Below are 20,144 nucleotides of genomic sequence, written 5' to 3'. Positions count from 1 at the left end.
CCGGCAACGTGCCGGCCGGTGTCGGGCGGATGCCGTCGGGCCAGTTCGGGGTCGTCAAGCTCGGCCAGTTGTCGGCGGTTCCAACTGCGGGTCGGGCGGGTCGGCGGAAGCCGGCGTCCCGGGGTCCGGAGAGGTGGGTGCGGCACCTGCATCCGGGCCACCGTTGTCAGGAGTGTGAGCGTTAACTTGAGCAGCCGTCAATCCCTACGGACAGGTAAAGTTCCGTGTTTGACACGGCCCTGAAACGTATCTATGTTAACGCTAACTGAGCTGCCTGGCCTCGCGCGGGTGCCGTACCCGGCGGGCGTTTCCGACGCCCCGGGCCGCCGGCACCCGGCCGGAGGCGGGTGGGCGGCGGTCGTGAACCCGATCGAGGAGGCAGCGTGGCCGCCACGTTCGACCTGTCGGAGCTGTGGTGTCCGGCGGTCCACCGCGACCCCCACGAGTTCTACGACCGGGTACGCGACAGCGGGGGACCGGTGCTGCAGATCGACCCCGCGGGCAACCGGCTCTGGGTGGTCGCCGGCCATGCCGACGTGCTGGCGGGGCTGCGTCATCCGGCGATCGGGCACGAGGTGTACCGACACCACCCCGACCTGCACCCGCCACCCGGGCACCAGCTGGACGAGATGGCGAGGATCGAGGCCCGCCAGCTCATCAACCTGGATCCGCCGGACCACACGCGGCTGCGCGGGCTGGTCAGCGGCGGCTTCACGGCCCGCGCGGTGGCCCGGTTGGAGCCGTGGATCGGCGATCTCGCCGACCGGCTGGTCGCGGACGCGCGCCGGCGGGGACGGGTCGACGCGGTGACCCACCTCGCCGATCCGGTGCCGGTGAACGTCATCGCCGAGCTGGTGGGCATTCCGGAGGCGGACCGGTCGCGGTTCCGGGCCTGGTCCGCCGCGATCGTGTCGGCCAGCATGGACGGCCCGGCGGCCACCATCGCGTTCGCGGCCTACCTCGACGAGCTGGCCGCCCGGCGTCGGGCGGCACCGGCGGACGACCTGATGTCCGAGCTGGTGGCCCTCGAGGACCAGGGTGACCGGCTCGACCGTGACGAGTTGGTGGCCCTGGTGCAACTGCTGCTCATCGCCGGCCAGGAGACGACCGTCGACCTGATCGTCAACGGCCTCCGGCTCCTGCTCACCCACCCCGAACAGTGGCACGCGCTGCGGGCGGAGCCGGCGCTGGCGGCTGCGGTGGTCGAGGAAACCCTCCGGTTCCGGGGGCCGGTCGAGATCGTGCCACCGCGGTTCGCCTTCCAGGACGTCGAGATCGCCGGTGGCCGCATTCCGGCGTTCGACCGGGTCGGGTTGTCGCTCTGGGGAGCCAACCGGGACCCCGCGGTGTTCGACCAGCCGCACGAGTTCGACATCCACCGCTCGGACGTCCGGAGGCACCTCGCCTTCGGGTACGGGATCCACTTCTGCCTGGGGGCCCACCTCGCCCGGCTGGAAAGTCGGATCATGTTCGAACGGATCGCGCAGCAGCTCCCCAACCTGCGACTCGCGGCCGGTCCGGGTGACCTCGACGCCTTCCGTCTCCACCGGAACCAGCTGCCGCTGCAGGTGTGACGGCGGACCCGGTGCGCAGCCGAACGGAGAACGAGCGCTCGACGATCCTGCGCGCGCCGCCGGGGAGCTGCTCCCGGCGGCGCGTCCGCGACCGCCGGGCCGACCCGGCGCGGTGCTCCGCCGCGCGCGACCGTCCGGTCAGGCCCGTGCGCTACCGGCGCTCTCCCGCCGGATGAGTTCGGGCTCCAGCAGCATGTGCTCGGCCGAATGACCGGTTGAGCCGATCCTGCGAAGCAGCATGTCGATGCTGCGCCGGCCGAGTTCGGCGAAGTCCTGGCGGACCGTGGTCAGCGGAGGCAGGAAGTATTCGGAGTCGGGCATGCCGTCGAACCCGACGACACTGACGTCTTCGGGCACCCGCCGGCCCGCCTCGTGCAGTGCTCGGAGCACACCCAGCGCGATCTGGTCGTTGGCGCAGAAAATCGCGGTGACGGTCGGGTCGGCAGCCAGCTGCCGGCCCTGCTCGTAACCCGATCGGGCGCTCCATTCCCGGGGCCGGATCGGTGGCACGACCGCGCCGGCCGCGTACAGGGTGTCGCGCCAGCCGTCGACCCGCTCCACCGCCTCGGGCCAGTCCGGCGGGCCGGCGACATGGTGCACGGTCGCGTGACCGAGCTCCAGGAGGTGGCGGGTGGCCAGGGCCGCGCCGGCGCGATTGTCGACCCGGACCGTCGGGACGCCGTCGTCGCCGGGGCCCCCGCCCACGCCGACGCAGGTGAGAACCGGCGCCACCTGAACCAACGCGTTGGTGACGGCCGGTTTCGGCGAGATCGCGATGATGCCCTCGACCGACTGCTGGGTGAGCCGGTCGACCGCGTCCAGGACCGACTGCCGGTCGAGCCGGCGGACCGTCGCCACGCTGACGAAGTATCCGGCGGCGCGGGCGGCGTCCTCGATGGCGTACAGCATCGAGGCGGGCCCGAACAGGGTGCTTTCGAATCCGACGATGCCGAGCGTCCCCGAGCGTCGGGTGACCAGCGTGCGGGCGGCCAGGTTGCGGCGGTAGTTGAGCGCCTCCATCGCCTGGACGACGCGCTCCCTGGTCTCCTGCCGCACGTTGGGATGATTGTTGAGCACCCGGGAGACGGTCTGGTGGGAAACCCCGGCGAGCCGCGCGACGTCCTGCATGACCGTGGCGCGCGGCCGGCTCGCGCTGCCGGTTCCCGCCTGACTCGCTGAACCGCCTCCGGACAACTGCTCCCGCCTTCTGTTCGACGTCGTCGATCACTGTAACGCTGCTGGGAGCGCCCCATGCTCCGGCGTTGCCGACGGGTGTCGGCGAGCCGCCGCCCTGCCCCGCCCGCCCGGCCTGGTCGCGTTCGAGTGGCAGCAGATCCCGAGGAAGAGTCGCATTCCCCTCTTGGCAGGTGCTGCCGGTCATGCATAGGGTTCAGTGCAATGGCACACCTTACTGAAGCCCCAGCGGCTGATGCCGGATGACCGTCACCGCTAGCTACACCATCCCCGGCATGCGCATCCGGGACCATGTGAGCGAGGTGCCGCTGGACTGGTCCGACCCGGCGCGGGGCACCATCCAGATCTTCGCCCGAGAGATCGTCGATCCGGTGCGGGCCGGCGAGGACCTGCCGTGCCTGGTCTACCTGCAGGGTGGTCCCGGCGGGAAGGGCCCGCGTCCGCTCGACCGGTCGGGCTGGCTCGGCCAGGCGCTGCGCGAGCACCGCGTCGTCCTGGTCGACCAGCGTGGCACCGGCCGCAGCACCCGCGTCGACGGTCGCCGGATGAGCGCGTTCGCGTCGGCCGAGGCGGCTGCCGCCTTCCTCGCGTGCTTCCGGGCCGACTCGATCGTGGCCGACCACGAGCACCTGCGGAAGACCGTCTTCGGCGGCAGGCGCTGGTCCACCCTCGGGCAGTCGTACGGCGGCTTCATCACGCTGACCTACCTGTCGACGGCCCCGGAAGGCCTGAGTGCCTGCTACGTCACCGGCGGCCTGCCCGGTCTCGACCCGTCGGCCGCGGAGGTCTACCGGCGCACCTATCCCCGCGTGGAGGGGAAGAACAGGGAGTTCTACCGGCGGTATCCGCATCAGGTCGGCCAGGTGGGTCGGATCGCCGACCGGCTGGCCGAGGGCGACGTGCTGCTGCCCGACGGTGACGTGCTCACGGTCCGGCGGCTGCAGTCGCTCGGCATCGACCTCGGCATGAAGCCCGGTTACCAGCGCATGCACTGGCTGCTCGACGAGGCCTTCGCCGGGGACGAGCTGTCGGCGACGTTCCTGCACCAGGTGCTCGCCAGGAGCGCGTACAGCGAGAACCCGCTGTTCGCCGCCCTGCAGGAGAGCATCTACGGGCACGGCTCGGGCGCCACCGGTTGGGCGGCGCAGGCCGAACGGGGCAGGCACCCGCAGTTCGCCGAGGAGGCCAGGCCGCTGCTGTTCACCGGCGAGATGATCTATCCCTGGATGTTCGAGGAGATCGCCGAGCTGCGCCCGTTCCGCGCCGCCGTCGAGCTGCTGGCCACCCGGGACGAGTGGCCGCGGCTGTACGACCTCGACCGGCTGGCCGCCAACGAGATCCCGGTCGCCGCCGCCGTCTACTACGACGACATGTACGTGGACGCGGGCCTGCAACTGGACACCGCCGCCCGGGTCGGCAACGTCCAGACCTGGATCACCAACGAGTACGAACACGACGGCATCCGCGACGACGACCGGGTCTTCGCCCGGCTGACCGAGCTGGTCCGCGACGTGGGTGGCGGAGTCACCGGGACCGGGGGCGCCGTCAGACGGCCCGACCGGGGCCGGTCGCGGGAAGGAGCTCCCCATGCGTGACGGCAGGCCGCCGAAGCTGTCGGAGATCCCGGCGTTCGCGGAGTACATGACGACGGGCTGGGGCGTGCCCGACCGTACCCCGCCGGTCGTGCCCGGCGCCGCCGAGGCGGCCGCCGCCCACCGGGCTCGGCTGGCCGAGGCGCTCCCCGGCCGGACCATCGTGCTGGCGGCGGGGGAGGCGCCCGTGCGCAGCAACGACACGACATACGACTTCCGTCCGGACAGCGACTTCTTCTGGGTGACCGGCTGTGCGGCGGAGAACGCCACGGTGGTGCTGCGCGGCGGCGAGGCCACCCTCTACCTCCCGCCGCCCGCCCATCCCGGTGACCCGGGGTTCTTCACCGACGCCCGGCACGGCGAGCTGTGGGTCGGGGCCGCACCGGGGTCGGCCGACTGGGCGCGGGCGCTGGGCGTCGAGGTCCGGCCGCTCGCGGAACTCACCGAAAGGGTGACCCGGGACGAGGAGGTCGCCCGCACCCTCGCGGAACTGCGCATGCACAAGGACGAGTGGGAGATCGGTCAGCTCCGGCAGGCGGTGGACCGCACGGTCGAGGGCTTCGCCGCGGTCGTCCGCGAGATCCCGACCGCGATCGCGGGACCTGGGGAGCGGTGGCTGCAGGGCACCTTCGACCGGCACGCCCGGGCGTACGGCAACGGCCCCGGCTACGCCACCATCGTCGGCAGCGGCCGGCACGCGCCCACACTGCACTGGGTGCGCTGCGACGGTCCGGTGCTGCCGGACGAGGTGCTCCTGCTCGACATGGGCGTCGAGGTGAACAGCTACTACACCGCCGATGTCACCCGCACGTTTCCCGCCTCCGGGCAGTTCTCGCCCGTCCAGCGGCAGGTGCACGACCTGGTGGAGCAGGCCCACCGGGCCGGGCTGGCGGCGGTGGGACCGGGCCGCCGGTTCACCGAGTTCCACCACGCGGCGATGGAGGTGATCGCACGGGGACTGGCGGACTGGGGACTGCTGCCGGTCTCGGTGGACGAGGCGCTCTCGGACACCGGGCAGCACCACCGGCGCTATCTGGCGTGCGGGATCGGCCACCACCTCGGGCTGGACGTGCACGACTGCGGCCGGGCCGCGGCCGAGGCCTATCAGGGCGCGGTCGTGGCACCCGGCATGGTGCTCACGGTCGAGCCCGGGCTGTACTTCCACGCGCACGACCTGACCGTGCCGCCGGAGCTGCGCGGGATCGGCGTGCGCATCGAGGACGACCTCCTGGTCACGCCGGACGGCCGGGAGGTGCTGTCCAGCGCGCTGCCGCTGGAGGCCGCCGGCCTGGAGAAGTGGATGGCGGCCGCTCAAGCTGTGTGACACGGCACCGCGAGCGTCCCCTACGAGCGCTGAGGAGAGCCAGCATGACCACCCCCGCACGGACCTGGCGCGGCGTACACGTGGCGACGGCGCTGCCCCTGCACGACGACCTCTCCATCGACTACGACGCGTTCGCCGAGCACGTCCGGTTCCTCGCCGCCGCCGGCTGCGACGGGGTGACGCCCAACGGCTCGCTCGGCGAGTACCAGACGCTGACCCCGCAGGAGCGGGCGCGCGTCGTCGACACGGCCGTCCAGGCCGCCCCCGCCGGATTCGGCGTGATGCCGGGCGTCGCCGCCTACGGCGCGCTGGAGGCCCGCCGCTGGGCCGAGCAGGCCGCCGCGGCGGGAGCCACCTCCGTCCTGCTGCTGCCGCCGAACGCCTACCGCGCCGACCGCCGGGCGGTCGTCGAGCACTACCGCGAGGTCGCGCGGGTCGGGCTGCCGGTCGTCGCGTACAACAACCCGGTCGACACCAAGGTCGACCTGACCCCCGCGCTGCTCGCCGAACTGTTCCACGAGGGACTGGTCGTCGGCGTGAAGGAGTTCACCGGCGACGTCCGCCGGGCGTACGAGATCGCCGAGCTGGCCCCCGGCCTGGACCTTCTGGTCGGCGCCGACGACGTGCTGCTCGAACTGGGCGTCGCCGGAGCCGTCGGCTGGATCGCCGGCTACCCGAACGCGATTCCGGCGAGCACCGTCGAGCTATACCGGCTGGCCACCTCGGGCGACCCCGCCGACATCGCCCGGGCGCTGCCGATCTACCGCGACCTGCACCCGCTGCTGCGCTGGGACTCCCGGACCGAGTTCGTCCAGTCGATCAAGCTGTCGATGGACGTCGCCGGCCGCAGGGGCGGAGCCTGTCGCCCGCCACGCCTGCCGCTGCCGCCCGAGGTGGCGGCGCGGATCACGGCCGACACCGAAGCCGTTCTCAACAAGGGCTACAAATGAGGTCCCGGCGCACGTTCCACGCCGTCGACTCGCACACCGAGGGGATGCCCACCCGGGTCGTCGTCGGCGGCATGGGCACGATCCCGGGGGCGACCATTGCCGAGCGCCGGCTGTGGTTCATGGCGAACAGCGACGACGTCCGCACGTTGCTGATGTACGAACCGCGGGGCCACGCCGCGATGAGCGGTGCGATCCTGCAGCCGCCGACCCGCCCGGACGCCGACTACGGCGTGCTCTTCATCGAGGTCTCCGGTCTGCTGCCGATGTGCGGCCACGGCGCGATCGGCGTCGCGACGGTCCTCGTCGAGACCGGGATGGTGCCCGTCGTCGAGCCGGTGACCACGATCCGGCTCGACACCCCCGCCGGGCTGGTCGTCGCGTCCGTGGCGGTACGCGACGGCGCGGCGGAATCGGTCACCATCCAGAACGTTCCGTCGTTCGTGCACGCGTTGGACCGGACGGTCGGGGTGCCGGGCTTCGGCCCGGTCGGGTACGACATGGCCTTCGGCGGGAACTTCTACGCGATCGTCGACCTGGCGGAGCTGGGATTGCCGTTCGACCGCGCCCGCGCCGGTGACCTGCTCGCTGCCGGCCTGGCGATCATGGACGCGGTGAACGAGCAGGACCGGCCGGTCCACCCCGAGCGCGACGACATCAACGGCTGCCACCATGTCTACCTGAAGGCCCCCGGCTCGACCGCCCGGCTGTCGCGGCACGCCATGGCCATCCACCCCGGCTGGTTCGACCGTTCCCCCTGCGGCACGGGCACGAGCGCCCGGATGGCGCAGCTGCACGCGCGGGGCGAACTGGGCATCGGTGCCGACTTCGTCAACGAGTCGTTCATCGGTACCCGCTTCACCGGGCGGCTGCTCGGCGAGACCACGGTCGGGTCGCATCCCGCGGTGCTGCCGTCGATCACCGGCCGGGCATGGGTCACCGCGACCTCGCAGTTCCACCTCGACCCCAGCGACCCGTTCCCCGCGGGTTTCCTGCTGTGAGCCCGGCGCCCGTCCCGGATCTGCCCGGCGTCGGCCGCAGGGAGAACCTCCGCGACCGGATCAGGGACGCCCTGCGCGCGGCGATCATCTCCGGCCGGCTGGAGCCCGGCGTGGTGTACTCGGCTCCGGCGCTCGGCGCGCGGCTCGGCGTCTCACCCACCCCGGTCCGGGAGGCGATGCTCGACCTGGTGAAGGCAGGCCTGGTCGTCCCGCAACCGAACAAGGGCTTCCGGATCACGGAGGTGTCCGACGAGGACCTGGACAACCTGGCCGGCGTGCGGCTGCTCATCGAGCCGCCGACGGTGCGGAACGCCGTGGCGGTGATCCCGAAGGAGGACTTCCCCGAGCTGCGGACGCTGGCCCAGGCCATCGTCGACGCGGCGCAGCGCGGCGACCTGATCGGCTACATCGAGGCCGACCACGTCTTCCACCTGACCCTGCTCGGCTACAGCGGTAACCGTTTCCTGGTGGACGTCGTCTCCGACCTGCGGTCGCGGACCCGGCTGCTCGGCCTGACCCCGCTGGTGGAGAGCGGCAGGTTGGCTCGCTCCGCCGCGGAGCACCACGAGCTGCTGGACCTCGTCGAGGCCCGCGACCCGGCCGGGGCCGAGCTGCTGATGCGCCGCCACATCGGCCACGTACGGGGTCTGTGGGCCGGCGGCGCCGAGGACCCGGCATGAGCGTGGACCTCGTGGTCGTCGGGGCGGGCGTGGTGGGCGCGGCCAGCGCCTACTTCGCCACGCTGGCGGGGCTGCGGGTGGTCGTCCTGGAGCGCGGCGCGATCGCCGGCGGCACCTCCAGCGCCGGGGAGGGCAATCTGCTGGTCTCCGACAAGGAGCCCGGCCCCGAGCTCGACCTGGCGCTGTACTCGCGGCGGATCTGGCGGGCGGATCTGGCCGAACACGGCGACCTGTGGGAGTTCGAGGCGAAGGGCGGGCTGGTCGTCGCGGCGTCGGAGCAGAGTCTCGCGTCGCTGCGCGAGCTCGCCGTCCACCAGCGCCACGGCGGGGTGGCGGTCCGCGACGTCGGGCGGGCCGAGTTGCGCGATCACGAGCCGCATCTCTCCCCGCGGCTCGCCGGCGGCGCCTTCTACCCGCAGGACGCCCAGGTCCAGCCGATGCTGGTGACGGCCCACCTGCTCCGCCTGGCCCGCGAGCGCGGCGCGCGGGTGCGCACCCGCACCGAGGTGACGGGGTTCCTGCGCGACGGCGCCCGGGTGACCGGCGTGCGGACCCCCGCGGGTGACATCCCCGCCGGCGCGGTCCTCAACGCCGCCGGCACGTGGGCCGGGGCCGTCGCCGGCCTCGCGGGGGTGCGCGTCCCCGTGCTGCCCCGGCGCGGCTTCATCCTGGTCACCCAGCCGATGCCGCCAGGGACGATCCGGCACAAGGTGTACGCCGCCGAGTACGTCAACGACGTCGCCAGCTCGGATGCGGCCCTGCAGACCTCGCCCGTGATCGAGGCGACCGCCGGCGGCACCATCCTCATCGGCGCGTCGCGCGAACGCGTCGGATTCGACCGGACCGTCTCCGTCGCCGCGATCGGCGCGCTCGCGGCCAAGGCGATCGCGCTGTTCCCGATGCTGTGGCAGGTCCGGGCGATGCGCAGCTACCTCGGCTTCCGCCCGTACTGCCCCGATCACCTGCCGGTCGTCGGTCCCGACCCCCGTGCGCCCGGCCTCTGGCACGCCTGCGGCCACGAGGGCGCCGGCATCGGCCTGTCCGCCGGGACCGGCAAGCTGATCGCCCAGGCGCTGGTGGGGGAGGAGACCGACCTGGACCTCACGCCGTTCGCCCCGGATCGGTTCGCCGAGGCCGAGGAGACGGACCGATGACGTACCGGTTGACCTTCCGCGGTGCCGCCGTCGCGGCCGAGCCCGGCCAGAGCGTCGCCGCCGCCCTGGTCGCCGCCGGCATCCTGGACTGGCGCACCACCCGCAGGGGCGGCCGGCCGCGGGGACTCTTCTGCGGCATCGGCATCTGCTTCGACTGCCTGATCACCGTCGACGGCGTGCCCGATCAGCGCGCCTGCCTGGTCGCCGCCGCCGACGGCATGACCCTCGGCGACGCCGCCGGGCCGGGCGCGGACCTCGACGACGCCGGCGAACGGGGGAGCGGCGATGCCGCGCGGGCATGACGTCGCCGTGGTCGGGGCGGGCCCGGCCGGCCTCGCCGCCGCCGTCGAGGCCGCCGAAGCCGGGCTCGGCGTCGCCCTGATCGACGCCGCCGCGCAGCCCGGCGGGCAGTACTGGCGGCACTACGACCAGAACCACGCCCGCCCCGACGATCCCGCCGGCCACCACGGCTGGTCGAGCTTCAGCCGGCTGCGGGACCGGATGGCCGCCCTCCGTGCCGGCGGCCGGATCCGCTATCTCCCCGGCCGTCAGGTCTGGCTCGTCACCGGGGAGGCGGGCGCGTTCACCCTCCGGGTGACGGCCACGTCGACGGTCACCGCCGGGCCTGTCCTGGACGATCGGATGCTCGTCGCGCGAGCGCTGATCGTGTGCCCGGGCGGATACGACCGGCAGCTGCCCGTCCCCGGCTGGGACCTGCCCGGCGTGCTGACCGCGGGGGGAGTGCAGGCCCTCCTCAAGGGGCATCGCACGCCGGCGGGGCGGCGCGCGGTCGTCGCCGGCACCGGCCCGTTCCTGCTGCCGGTGGCCACCGGCCTGGCGCGGGCCGGGGTGCGCGTCGCGGCCGTCGTCGAGGCCAACGGCACGCGGGGCTGGCTACGGGACCCGGTCGGCGCGATGTCCGCGCCGGGCAAGGGCGTCGAGGCACTGCGGTACGCGGCGCTGATGGCCAGGTACCGCATCCCGTACCGGACCAGGACCGTGATCCGCGAGGTGCTCGGTACGGACCGGGCGGAGGCGGTGTGGATCGCCCGGGTGGACCGCGACGGTCGCCCGGCCGGACCGGACGAGGAGATCGCCGCCGATCTCGTGGCGTTCGGTTGGGGATTCACCCCGTCGCTGGAACTGCCGCTCATGCTCGGCGCCGAGACGGCCAAGGACGCCGACGGGTCGCTCGTGGTGACGGTCGACGAGCGTCAGCGCAGCAGCGTCGAGGGGCTGTACGTCGCCGGCGAGGCGACCGGTGTGGGCGGCGCGGCACTGGCCGTCCACGAGGGTCGGCTGGGCGCGCTCGCCCTCGCCGCCGCGCAGGGCCGCCGGGCCGATCCGGCCGTGCTGAGGCGGTTGCGCAGCGCCGTCCGGCGGGGGCGCCGGTTCGCCACCGCGATGCACCGGACCTACCCGGTGCCACCCGCCTGGCCGCAGTGGCTGTCGGCGGGGACGCTGGTCTGCCGCTGCGAGGAGGTCTCCTACGGTGACCTGCGCCGGGCGCACCACGACCTCGGTGCGGAGGACGCGCGCACGCTGAAGATGCTGGCGCGGCCGGGGATGGGCTGGTGCCAGGGACGGGTGTGCGGATTCGCCACCGCGGGGATCGCGGCCTGCCTGAGCGGGCGGGAGGCCACCCCGGAGGAACTGCGCCCGCTGGCCACCCGCAGTCTCGCGGTGCCGGTGCGCCTGGGTGAGCTCGCCGACCTGGCCGAGGGCCCGACGCCCGTCCGGGCGGCGGAGGACGCGACGGAAGAAGGAGGACGAGACGGTGAGTGACGTGCTGAGCGTGGATCCCCGTACCGGTAGGCCACGGGGACGCGTCGCGACCGAGTCGACAGCGCGGGAGGTCGATCGGGCGGTGCGCGCCGCCGCGGCTGCCGGGCCGGCACTCAGGGACCGCGCCCGACGCGCGGACCTGCTCCGCACGGCCGCCACGCTCCTGGAGAAGAACGGCGAGGAGATCATCGCGACCGCCGACGCGGAGTCGGCGCTCGGCCCGGTGCGGCTCACCGGCGAGCTCGACCGCACGTGCTACCAGCTCCGCGCGTTCGCGGACGTGGTCGAGGCCGGCGCCTACCTGGACGTGATCATCCACCACGCCGACCCGTCGGCGCAGCCCGCGCCCCGGCCGGACCTGCGGCGTTACCAGGTGCCGCTGGGCGTGGTCGCGGTCTTTTCGGCGAGCAACTTCCCGCTGGCCTTCAGCGTGCCGGGCGGCGACACCGCGAGCGCGCTGGCGGCGGGATGCCCGGTGGTGGTGAAGGCGCACCCGGACCATCCGGCCACCTCGGTCCGGTGCACCCGGGTTCTCCGCGCGGCCGCGGCCGAGGTCGGGTTGCCCGAGGACGTCGTCGGCCTGGTCCACGGCTTCGACGCGGGTCCGGAACTCGTCCGCCACCCGCTGACCGCGGCGGTGGGATTCACCGGCTCGGTGCGCGGCGGCCGCGCGCTGTTCGACATCGCGTCCGCCCGGCCGCGGCCGATCCCGTTCCACGGCGAGCTGGGCAGCCTCAACCCGGTGGTGGTGACCGCCCGAGCGGCCGAGACCCGGGCGGACGAGATCGGAGCGGGGCTGGCGGCCTCGTACACCCAGGGCCTGGGTCAGTTCTGCGTCAAGCCGGGTCTCGCCCTCGTCCCCGAGGGACCGGCGGGTGACCGGGTCGTCCGGGCGGTCGTCACGGCGGCGGTCCCGTCCGGGCCGTTACTCGACCCGCGTATGCGCGCGGCGTTCCTCGCCGGAGTGCGCTCCCGTGCCGCCCTGCCGGGCGTGGCGGAGGCGCTGGTGGCGAGCGAGGCCGGCGACGACGCGACACCGCTGGCCGTACGGCCGGGCGTGCTGACGGTCGCGGCGTCGCGGCTCGTCGCCGGCGGGCCCCACCGGGAGCTGCTGGAGGAGTGCTTCGGACCGGTCACCGTCCTGGTCCGCTACGGCTCGGTGGCCGAACGGGACGCGGTGCTCGCCGCCCTGCCGGGCAACCTCACGGCGACCGTGCAGCTGGCGGCCGACGAGCGGGACGGCGCGGCGGCGGACCTGGTCGCCGCGCTGAGCGGGATCGCGGGACGGGTCGTCGTGGACGGCTGGCCCACCGGGGTGACGGTCTCGCCCGCCATGCAGCACGGCGGGCCCTACCCTGCCGCCACGAGTGCCTCGACCTCGGTGGGCAGCACCGCGATCGAGCGGTGGCTACGCCCGGTCTGCTTCCAGAACGTCCCCGACCCGCTGTTGCCTCCGGAGTTGCGCGAGGCCAACCCGCTCCGCCTGCCCCGCACGGTCGACGGCGTCCGGACGACCTGACCGGCACCGTTACGAGACCGTGACGGGCGCATTTCGCGGACGGGTGTTGACGCCGCCATTGTGAGCGCTAACACTACGGCAGGGTCGCCCGTGTCCGGCGGGTCCGGAGAGGAGAGACAGCTCGTGGGTAGACGATTTCTGGCCGCTCTCGGTGGGACGGTGCTGGCCCTCGGCCTCGCGGCCTGCAGCGGCGAAGGAGCCGGTGGCGGCGGCGACACCAGCGGGGACCGGCCCGCCGACCTGACCATCGGCGTCTCGATGCCGACGCAGACCTCGGAGCGGTGGATCGCCGACGGCAACTCGGTGAAGGAGAAGCTGGAGGCGAAGGGATACAAGGTCGATCTCCAGTACGCCGGGGACGACATCCCCACCCAGTCGCAGCAGGTCGACCAGATGATCACACAGGGCGCCGACGTGCTGGTCATCGCCGCGATCGACGGCACCGCGCTCAGCGGGCAGTTGCAGGCGGCGGCGGAGGCCAAGATCCCGGTCATCGCGTACGACCGGCTGATCCGGGACAGCCCCAACGTCGACTTCTACGTCAGCTTCGACAACTACAAGGTCGGCGTCGCCCAGGCCACCGCGCTGCTGGCCGGCCTCGGCCTGCAGAACAAGGACGGCTCCAAGGGCTCGGCCGCCGGGCCGTTCAACGTCGAGCTGTTCGCGGGCTCGCTCGACGACAACAACGCCCACTTCTTCTTCGACGGGGCGATGGACACGCTCAAGCCGTTCCTCGACGCCGGCACCCTGCGGGTGAAGTCCGGGCAGACGAAGATCGAGCAGGTGGCGATCCTGCGGTGGCAGCAGGAGACCGCGCAGAAGCGGATGGAGGACCTGCTGACCTCCAGCTACAACGACGGCACCCGGGTCGACGGGGTGCTGTCCCCGTACGACGGCCTCTCGCGGGGAATCATCACGGCGTTGCAGAACGCCGGGTACGGCGGCGCGCGCACCAAGATGCCGGTGGTGACCGGCCAGGACGCCGAGATCGCCTCGGTCAAGCTCATCAACGACGGCGTCCAGAACTCCACGATCTTCAAGGACACCCGGCTGCTGGCCGAACAGGCGGTGCTCGCCGCCGAGGCGTTCCTGCAGGAGAAGCAGCCGCAGGCCAACGACACCACCACCTACAACAACGGGGTCAAGGTCGTCCCGTCGCACCTGCTACCGGTCCAGACCGTCTACAAGGACGACATCAAGCCCGTCCTCGTCGACTCCGGTTACTGGACCGCCGAGGAGGTCGCCGCCGGCCAGGCCAAGGGCTGACCGGCCGCCGGGCTCGGTGGCGCATCCCCACCGAGCCCGGTCGCACCGCAGTCGAGCCCGCAACGATCAGGACGGTGACCATGGACGACCACATCCTCGAGATGCGGCAGATCACGAAGACCTTCCCCGGGGTGACGGCGCTGCGGGACGTCTCGCTCGCGGTGCGACGCGGAGCGATCCACGCGATCTGCGGTGAGAACGGCGCCGGCAAGTCCACCCTGATGAAGGTGCTGTCGGGCGTCTATCCGTCCGGCAGCTACGACGGCGAGATCGTCTTCGACGGCGAGCCGGTGCACTTCCGGGGCATCCGCGACAGCGAGGCGCGCGGCATCGTCATCATCCATCAGGAACTCGCCCTGGTGCCGTACCTGTCGATCGCCGAGAACATCTTCCTCGGTAACGAGCGGCGCGGCGCCGGCGGCCTGATCGACTGGAACCGGACCAACGCCGAGGCGGCGCGGCTGCTGGAGTCGGTGGGGCTGCACGAGAGCCCCGTCACGCCGGTCATCCAGCTCGGCGTGGGCCAGCAACAGCTGGTGGAGATCGCCAAGGCGCTGTCCAAGAAGGTCCGCCTGCTCATCCTCGACGAACCGACCGCCGCGCTCAACGACATCGACTCCACGCATCTGCTGAACCTGATGCGCCGGCTCCGGCAGCAGGGGATCACCTGCATCATGATCTCGCACAAGCTCAACGAGATCACCGCGATCGCCGACTCGACCACCGTCATCCGCGACGGGCGGACCGTCGAGACGCTGGACGTGCGCTCCGCCGCCGTGACGCAGGAGCGGATCATCCGCGGGATGGTGGGCCGTGACCTCGCCAGCTTCTACCCGGAGCGGGTGTCGTCGCCGGGGGCGGAGGTGCTGCGGATCGAGGACTGGACCGTGCGGCACCCGACCCAGGACCGGAGGGTGGTCGACGGGGTCAGCCTGAACGTCCGGGCCGGCGAGGTCGTCGGCATCGCCGGACTCATGGGTGCCGGGCGGACCGAACTCGCCATGAGCGTGTTCGGCCGGTCCTACGGGCGCGACATCGCCGGCCGGCTGTTCGTGCACGGCCGCGAGGTCAGGGCCCGCACGGTGGCGGAGGCGATCGACAACGGCATCGCGTACGCGACGGAGGACCGCAAGCGCTACGGACTCAACCTGATCGACGACGTACGCCGCAACATCTCGGCGGCGGCGCTGGGCAAGCTCGCCCGCCTGGGTTGGGTGAACGGCAACCAGGAGATCAAGGTCGCCGAGGCGGGCCGCCGTGACATGAACATCAAGGCACCGAGCGTCATGGCGCTGGTCGGCAAGCTGTCCGGCGGCAACCAGCAGAAGGTCGTCCTGTCGAAGTGGCTGTTCACCGACCCGGACGTGCTGATCCTGGACGAGCCGACGCGCGGCATCGACGTCGGGGCGAAGTTCGAGATCTACACGATCGTCAACCGCCTGGTGGCGGACGGCAAGGCCGTCATCCTCATCTCCTCGGAACTGCCGGAACTGCTCGGGATGTGCGACCGGATCTACACCCTCGCGGCCGGCAGGATCACCGGCGAGCTACCGGTCGGGGAGGCCACCCAGGAGAAACTCATGGAACTCATGACGAAGGACAGGGAACCCGTCGGATGACCAGCACCAAGCCTCCCGCGGCTCCGCACCGTACGTCGTCCGACGGCGCGGCCGCCGCCCTGCACACCGGGACCAGCAACCCACGAACCCTGATCCTGGGCAACCTTCGGCAGAGCGGGATCTACATCGCCCTCGTCGTGATCGTCGCCCTCTTCGCGATCCTGACCGACGGCGTGTCACTCAGCCCCGGCAACATCACGAACATCGTCCTGCAGTACTCGTACATCCTGGTGCTCGCGATCGGCATGGTCATCGTGATCATCGGGGGACACATCGACCTCTCGGTGGGGTCCGTGGTCGCGCTCACCGGCGCGGTCTCCGCCGTGCTCGTCATCCGGGAGGGCTACCCCTGGTGGATCGGCGTCCTGGCCGCACTGGCCGTCGGCATCGCGGTCGGGGCCTGGCACGGGATCTGGGTGGCCTACGCGGGAATACCCGCCTTCATCGTCACCCTCGCCGGCATGCTCCTGTTCCGCGGGCTCACCCTCCGCGTGCTCGACAACATCTCCCTGTCGCCGTTCCCGGCCGAGTACCAGCGGGTCGCGGCCGGGTTCCTCAACGGGCTGCTCGGCGGCCAGGGCTACGACGCCTTCACCCTCCTCATCGGGGCCGTCGCGGTGGCGGGCTACGCGGTGAGCGGCTTCCGGACCCGGGTGGCCCGCATCCGCTACGAGCAGCCCGTCGAATCGTTCCCGCTGTTCGTCGCGCGGGTGACGCTGGTGGCCGCCGTCGTCATGTACTTCGCCTGGCAACTGGCCCACGCCCGTGGGCTCCCCATCGTGCTGATCGTCCTGGCCGTGCTCGTGCTCGTCTACGGCCTGCTCACCCGGCGTACGGTCTTCGGTCGACAGGTCTACGCGATCGGCGGCAACCTTCCGGCGGCGATGCTCTCCGGGGTGCGGGTTCGTACCGTCAACTTCTGGGTCTTCGTCAACATGGGCTTTCTCTCCGCCGTCGCCGGGGTGATCTACTCGTCGCGATCCAACGGGGCCCAACCCGCCGCCGGCAACATGTTCGAGCTGGACGCGATCGCGGCGGCCTTCATCGGCGGCGCGGCCGTCACCGGCGGGGTCGGCACCGTCGTGGGCGCCATGGTGGGGGGCCTCATCATGGCCGTGATGAGCAATGGCATGCAGCTCATGGGGGTCGACCAGTCGGTGCAGTCGGTGGTGAAGGGACTGGTGCTGCTCGTCGCCGTGGCCTTCGACGTGTACAACAAGCGGCGCGCCGCCCGTTGACGCCGGGAGATGGCATCGAGCCGGCCACCGCGGCGTGGTCAGGGAGTTCGGCGAACAGCCTGGGCGCCACCACCACGTGGCGCGTGAGAGTCGGTCGTCACCGGCCTAGCTGGCGCGGAAGGCGGCCCGGTACGCCTGCGGGCTGGTCCCGACGACCCGCTTGAAGCGGTCCCGGAAGGCCGTCGGTGAGCCGAACCCGACCTGCGCGGCGATGCGTTCCACGGGGTACGTCGTCGTTTCGAGCAGGTGTTGGGCCTGCCGGACGCGGGTCCGCTGCAACCACTGCAGCGGACTGGTGCCCGCCTGCTCTCGGAAGTACCGGTTGAGGCTGCGGGTGCTCATCCCGGCGTGCGCGGCGATGTCCCGCAGGGTCAGGTCCCGGTCGAGGTTGTCCTGCATCCACCGCAGCACCGGTTCGAGGACAGAGCCCTTCGGCGCGGGCGGGGTGTCGTGGACGATGAACTGTGCCTGGCCGCCCTCGCGTTCCAGAGCCATCACCGCCAGCCGGGCGGCGTCGGCGGCCACCGCGGAGCCGAAATCCCGGCGGACCAGGTGCAGGCACAGGTCCAGGCCGGCGGCCGCGCCGGCCGAGGTGAGGAGTTGTCCATTGTCGACGTAGAGCACGTCGGGATCCACCCGCACGGCGGGATGCCGGCGCGCGAGCAGGTCGGCGACGAGCCAGTGGGTGGTGGCGCGCTGCCCGTCGAGCAGCCCGGTCGCGGCGAGGACGAACGCGCCGACGCAGATGGACGCCAAGCGGGTGCCGCCGGCGGCGGTCTGTCGGAGCGCCTCCAGCACCACGTCGGGTACGGGCGCGGCGGGGTCGGCGCGCCCGGGCACGACGACGGTGTCGGCCTGCGCCAGCGCGTCGAGACCCCAGGGTGCGTGTAGGCGGAACAGGCCAGCCTCGATCATCGGGGTGGGCGCGCACACCCGGACCCGGTACGCCTGGCCCCCGCCGGGCAGGCGGGCCCGGCTGAACACCTCGATCGGGGTCGCCAGGTCGAACGGAATGAGCCCGTCCAGCGCGAGCACGGCCACGGTGTGCATGGCACGACAATAGGGAGCCCGCCGGTTCGCGCCAAGCGTGCCGACGAGCCCAATCGATCCCGATCCCGGGCTGGCGAGAATCCGTTGAAAGGTGGCAATCCCGCCGCTGGCCGATGATCCTCGTGGGCTCTAGCGTCGGCCCGTGACCAAGCTCCTGCTCTCCCTGCACGTCCTGGCCGCGATCCTGGCGGTCGGACCGGTGACCGTGGCGGCCAGCATGTTCCCGGCGGCGGTCCGCCGGCTGCGCGCCGACCCGACCGCCCGGCGGGCCGCCGCGCCGGCCCTGCTGCACCGGATCTGTCGCGTCTACGCGATGCTCGGCGTCAGCGTCCCGATCTTCGGCTTCGCCACCGCCAGCAGTCTCGGCGTCCTGGGTGACCCGTGGCTGATCACGTCGATCGTGCTGACCGCCGTGGCCGCGGCGACCCTGGCCTTCGGCGTACTGCCCGGCCAGGCGGCGCTGCTCGCCGACCCGGCTGCCGCCCTGGGCGGGCCGGCCCCGGCCGGGCGACCGGCAGCCCGGCTCGCGATGCTGACCGGCGTGTTCAACCTGGCGTGGGCCACGGTCACCGTGCTGATGGTCTGGCGTCCCGGCTCCACCACGGGAGGGTGACCGTGGACAGCGGGATCCGGCTGCTCCGCGTCGCCGCCCTCGTCGAACTCGCCTCTCTGGTCGTCCTGCTGGCCAACCTCGCCACGGCGCACTGGTCGGCCGTGTCGTCCCTGGCCGGGCCGGTGCACGGATGCGCGTACCTCTTCGTGGTCGGCGTTGCCGCGAGCCGTCGCCCGGTGACAGCCGGAACGATCCTGACCGCGCTCATCCCGGGTGTCGGTGGGTTGCTCCTCGACCGCAGACTCATGTCGGCCCGGGTCGACGAGCCGGTGCGGTAGTGCCTGCCAGCAGAGTGCACCCGCCCGCCCGCCGGCAGGTGTGCCGGCACCGCGAGCGGGTACGCCCTGCCGACCGGACCGGGGGAGGCGTGGATGGCGACCGAGGCGCCGGACTACTTCCAGCCCGAGGGCGGGCTGGTGCTCACGCACCTGCTGATCGTGCGGGACGTGGACCGTTCGCGGGAGTTCTACCAGCGGGTGCTGGGCGCGACGGTGGTGCGGGAACGCCAGCCGGCGATCCTGCGGTTCCACAACAGCTACATCGTGATCAACGACGAGGGCGGCCCGACCGACGACAAGCCCGACGTACGCGCACAGGCGCCGCCGGATCCGAACACGCTCAGCGGCGCGATGAACGTCCGGGTCACCGACGTCCGGAAGGTCTACGAGCTGTGGCGGTCCCGGGGTGGGGAGTTCCTGACCGAGCCGAAGGACCACGGCGTCGAGATCCGCTGTTACCTGCGGGATCCGGACGGCTACCTGATCGAGCTCGGGCAGGGCACCGGCATCCTCGCCGAGATGGGCCGGGCCGGCCCCGCCGCGGCCTGACGAGCCGCCAACCCGGCACGCGCGGCATCGTCGCGCCCACCTCCGGACGAGAGCGGGGGAGCGCCGGAGAGACAGCGCGAACGGGCCGGCTGTGGCAGGGTGCGGGGCACCCACCCCAGACCTGACCGGAGCGTGACCGGATGGCGCACATTCCCCTTGGAGTCGACGAGCAGCAGTTCCCCGGCATCGTCGGGCTGATGCGGTTCCGCCCCGAGACGGCGCGGCCGCTCAACGAACTGGCCGAGGTCCTGCTGCGCGCCGAGCCGCACCCGTTGACTCCGGGGGAGCGCGAGCTGATCGCCGCCTACGTCTCCCGGCTGAACGGGTGCGGCTACTGCGCGTCAGGTCACTCCGCCGTCGCCGCGGCCCGACTCGACGGCGGCATGACGCTGGTCGAGCAGGTCCACGCCGATCCGGAGAACGCGCCGATCCCCGGCAAGCTGCGCGCCCTGCTGCGCATCGCCGCCGCCGTCCGGCAGGACGGCCGCAAGGTGACCACCGACCTGGTAGCGGGGGCGCGCGCCGAGGGCGCGACCGACCTGGAGATCCACGACACGGTGCTGATCGCCGCGGCCTTCTCCATGTTCAACCGGTACGTCGACGGTCTGGGCGCCGTCGCGCCCGCCGACCCGCAGGCGTACGCGGCGGCGGCGCGCCGGATCGTCGACCACGGTTACGCACCCTGACCGGTCCGGGCCGGACGTGCCCGTGAAGGGCGGGCACCACCCAGGCGAGCGCGGACCGGGCGGCCTCCGGGTAGG

Annotated in this window: 19 protein-coding genes; 17 read left to right on the top strand and 2 right to left on the bottom strand. The window is 72.6% G+C overall.

What is annotated here, in order from left to right; translation table 11 throughout:
* Nucleotides 1-383: 383 nt before the first annotated feature.
* On the top strand, nucleotides 384-1,574 hold the full coding sequence (locus AC1WTP_RS01240; protein WP_481647385.1) for a cytochrome P450: 1,191 nt from the start codon (nucleotides 384-386) through the stop codon (nucleotides 1,572-1,574).
* Nucleotides 1,575-1,712: 138 nt separating this feature from the next.
* On the opposite strand, the gene AC1WTP_RS01235 is transcribed toward AC1WTP_RS01240, so the two are convergent.
* Complete coding sequence (locus AC1WTP_RS01235; protein WP_481647384.1) at nucleotides 1,713-2,702, bottom strand: LacI family DNA-binding transcriptional regulator; 990 nt, start codon at nucleotides 2,700-2,702, stop codon at nucleotides 1,713-1,715.
* 308 nt (nucleotides 2,703-3,010) lie between these two features.
* Here AC1WTP_RS01235 and AC1WTP_RS01230 point away from each other — a divergent pair, with 308 nt between their 5' ends.
* From AC1WTP_RS01230 to mmsB, 12 genes are all read left to right on the top strand, one after another.
* Nucleotides 3,011-4,363, top strand: a complete 1,353-nt coding sequence (locus AC1WTP_RS01230) for an alpha/beta fold hydrolase (RefSeq protein ID WP_481647383.1) — start codon at nucleotides 3,011-3,013, stop codon at nucleotides 4,361-4,363.
* Nucleotides 4,356-5,684, top strand: a complete 1,329-nt coding sequence (locus AC1WTP_RS01225; RefSeq protein ID WP_481647382.1) for an aminopeptidase P family protein — start codon at nucleotides 4,356-4,358, stop codon at nucleotides 5,682-5,684. The genes AC1WTP_RS01230 and AC1WTP_RS01225 overlap by 8 nt, the downstream gene beginning before the upstream one ends.
* A gap of 44 nt (nucleotides 5,685-5,728) precedes the next feature.
* A complete protein-coding gene (locus AC1WTP_RS01220; RefSeq protein ID WP_481647381.1) occupies nucleotides 5,729-6,634 on the top strand; it encodes a dihydrodipicolinate synthase family protein in 906 nt (301 codons plus the stop codon).
* Nucleotides 6,631-7,632 carry a proline racemase family protein gene (locus tag AC1WTP_RS01215; RefSeq protein WP_481647380.1) on the top strand — a complete coding sequence of 334 codons (1,002 nt, stop codon included), beginning with the start codon at nucleotides 6,631-6,633 and terminating at the stop codon, nucleotides 7,630-7,632. Before AC1WTP_RS01220 ends, AC1WTP_RS01215 begins: the two co-directional genes overlap by 4 nt.
* On the top strand, nucleotides 7,629-8,312 hold the full coding sequence (locus tag AC1WTP_RS01210) for a GntR family transcriptional regulator (protein WP_481647379.1): 684 nt from the start codon (nucleotides 7,629-7,631) through the stop codon (nucleotides 8,310-8,312). Before AC1WTP_RS01215 ends, AC1WTP_RS01210 begins: the two co-directional genes overlap by 4 nt.
* Complete coding sequence (locus tag AC1WTP_RS01205) at nucleotides 8,309-9,466, top strand: NAD(P)/FAD-dependent oxidoreductase (RefSeq protein ID WP_481647378.1); 1,158 nt, start codon at nucleotides 8,309-8,311, stop codon at nucleotides 9,464-9,466. The genes AC1WTP_RS01210 and AC1WTP_RS01205 overlap by 4 nt, the downstream gene beginning before the upstream one ends.
* The gene (locus AC1WTP_RS01200; RefSeq protein ID WP_481647377.1) at nucleotides 9,463-9,768 is read left to right on the top strand and encodes a (2Fe-2S)-binding protein; all 306 of its coding nucleotides are present in this window, start codon (nucleotides 9,463-9,465) and stop codon (nucleotides 9,766-9,768) included. The genes AC1WTP_RS01205 and AC1WTP_RS01200 overlap by 4 nt, the downstream gene beginning before the upstream one ends.
* Complete coding sequence (locus AC1WTP_RS01195) at nucleotides 9,752-11,251, top strand: FAD/NAD(P)-dependent oxidoreductase (protein WP_481647376.1); 1,500 nt, start codon at nucleotides 9,752-9,754, stop codon at nucleotides 11,249-11,251. Before AC1WTP_RS01200 ends, AC1WTP_RS01195 begins: the two co-directional genes overlap by 17 nt.
* Nucleotides 11,244-12,770, top strand: a complete 1,527-nt coding sequence (locus AC1WTP_RS01190; RefSeq protein WP_481647375.1) for an aldehyde dehydrogenase (NADP(+)) — start codon at nucleotides 11,244-11,246, stop codon at nucleotides 12,768-12,770. Before AC1WTP_RS01195 ends, AC1WTP_RS01190 begins: the two co-directional genes overlap by 8 nt.
* Nucleotides 12,771-12,893: 123 nt before the next feature.
* A complete protein-coding gene (gene chvE / locus AC1WTP_RS01185; RefSeq protein WP_481647374.1) occupies nucleotides 12,894-14,036 on the top strand; it encodes a multiple monosaccharide ABC transporter substrate-binding protein in 1,143 nt (380 codons plus the stop codon).
* Between the two features lie 80 nt (nucleotides 14,037-14,116).
* Entirely contained in the window at nucleotides 14,117-15,655 is a 1,539-nt protein-coding gene (gene mmsA / locus AC1WTP_RS01180; protein WP_481647421.1) for a multiple monosaccharide ABC transporter ATP-binding protein, read from the top strand.
* Nucleotides 15,652-16,893, top strand: a complete 1,242-nt coding sequence (mmsB, locus tag AC1WTP_RS01175) for a multiple monosaccharide ABC transporter permease (RefSeq protein WP_481647373.1) — start codon at nucleotides 15,652-15,654, stop codon at nucleotides 16,891-16,893. The genes mmsA and mmsB overlap by 4 nt, the downstream gene beginning before the upstream one ends.
* A 105-nt stretch (nucleotides 16,894-16,998) precedes the next feature.
* Here the strand turns inward: mmsB and AC1WTP_RS01170 are convergent, their stop codons facing one another.
* Nucleotides 16,999-17,943: a GlxA family transcriptional regulator gene (locus AC1WTP_RS01170; protein ID WP_481647372.1), complete on the bottom strand. Its 945-nt coding sequence runs from the start codon at nucleotides 17,941-17,943 to the stop codon at nucleotides 16,999-17,001.
* A gap of 142 nt (nucleotides 17,944-18,085) precedes the next feature.
* Between AC1WTP_RS01170 and AC1WTP_RS01165 the strand changes: the two genes are divergently transcribed.
* The 4 genes from AC1WTP_RS01165 to AC1WTP_RS01150 all read left to right on the top strand — a co-directional run bounded on the left by AC1WTP_RS01165 (nucleotide 18,086) and on the right by AC1WTP_RS01150 (nucleotide 20,069).
* On the top strand, nucleotides 18,086-18,556 hold the full coding sequence (locus AC1WTP_RS01165) for a DUF2269 family protein (RefSeq protein WP_481647371.1): 471 nt from the start codon (nucleotides 18,086-18,088) through the stop codon (nucleotides 18,554-18,556).
* A 2-nt stretch (nucleotides 18,557-18,558) separates the two neighbouring features.
* Nucleotides 18,559-18,834 (top strand): DUF3817 domain-containing protein, encoded by a 276-nt coding sequence (locus AC1WTP_RS01160; protein WP_481647370.1) that lies wholly within the window; start codon nucleotides 18,559-18,561, stop codon nucleotides 18,832-18,834.
* A gap of 93 nt (nucleotides 18,835-18,927) precedes the next feature.
* Nucleotides 18,928-19,383 carry a VOC family protein gene (locus AC1WTP_RS01155; protein ID WP_481647369.1) on the top strand — a complete coding sequence of 152 codons (456 nt, stop codon included), beginning with the start codon at nucleotides 18,928-18,930 and terminating at the stop codon, nucleotides 19,381-19,383.
* Between the two features lie 140 nt (nucleotides 19,384-19,523).
* Nucleotides 19,524-20,069, top strand: coding sequence for a carboxymuconolactone decarboxylase family protein (locus tag AC1WTP_RS01150; RefSeq protein ID WP_481647368.1), 546 nt, complete (start codon nucleotides 19,524-19,526; stop codon nucleotides 20,067-20,069).
* Nucleotides 20,070-20,144 lie beyond the last annotated feature (75 nt).

The organism is Micromonospora sp. R311, from assembly GCF_056780015.1.
The sequence above is the reverse complement of the archived record's forward strand: the minus strand, read 5'-3'. Positions and strand labels throughout refer to the sequence as shown.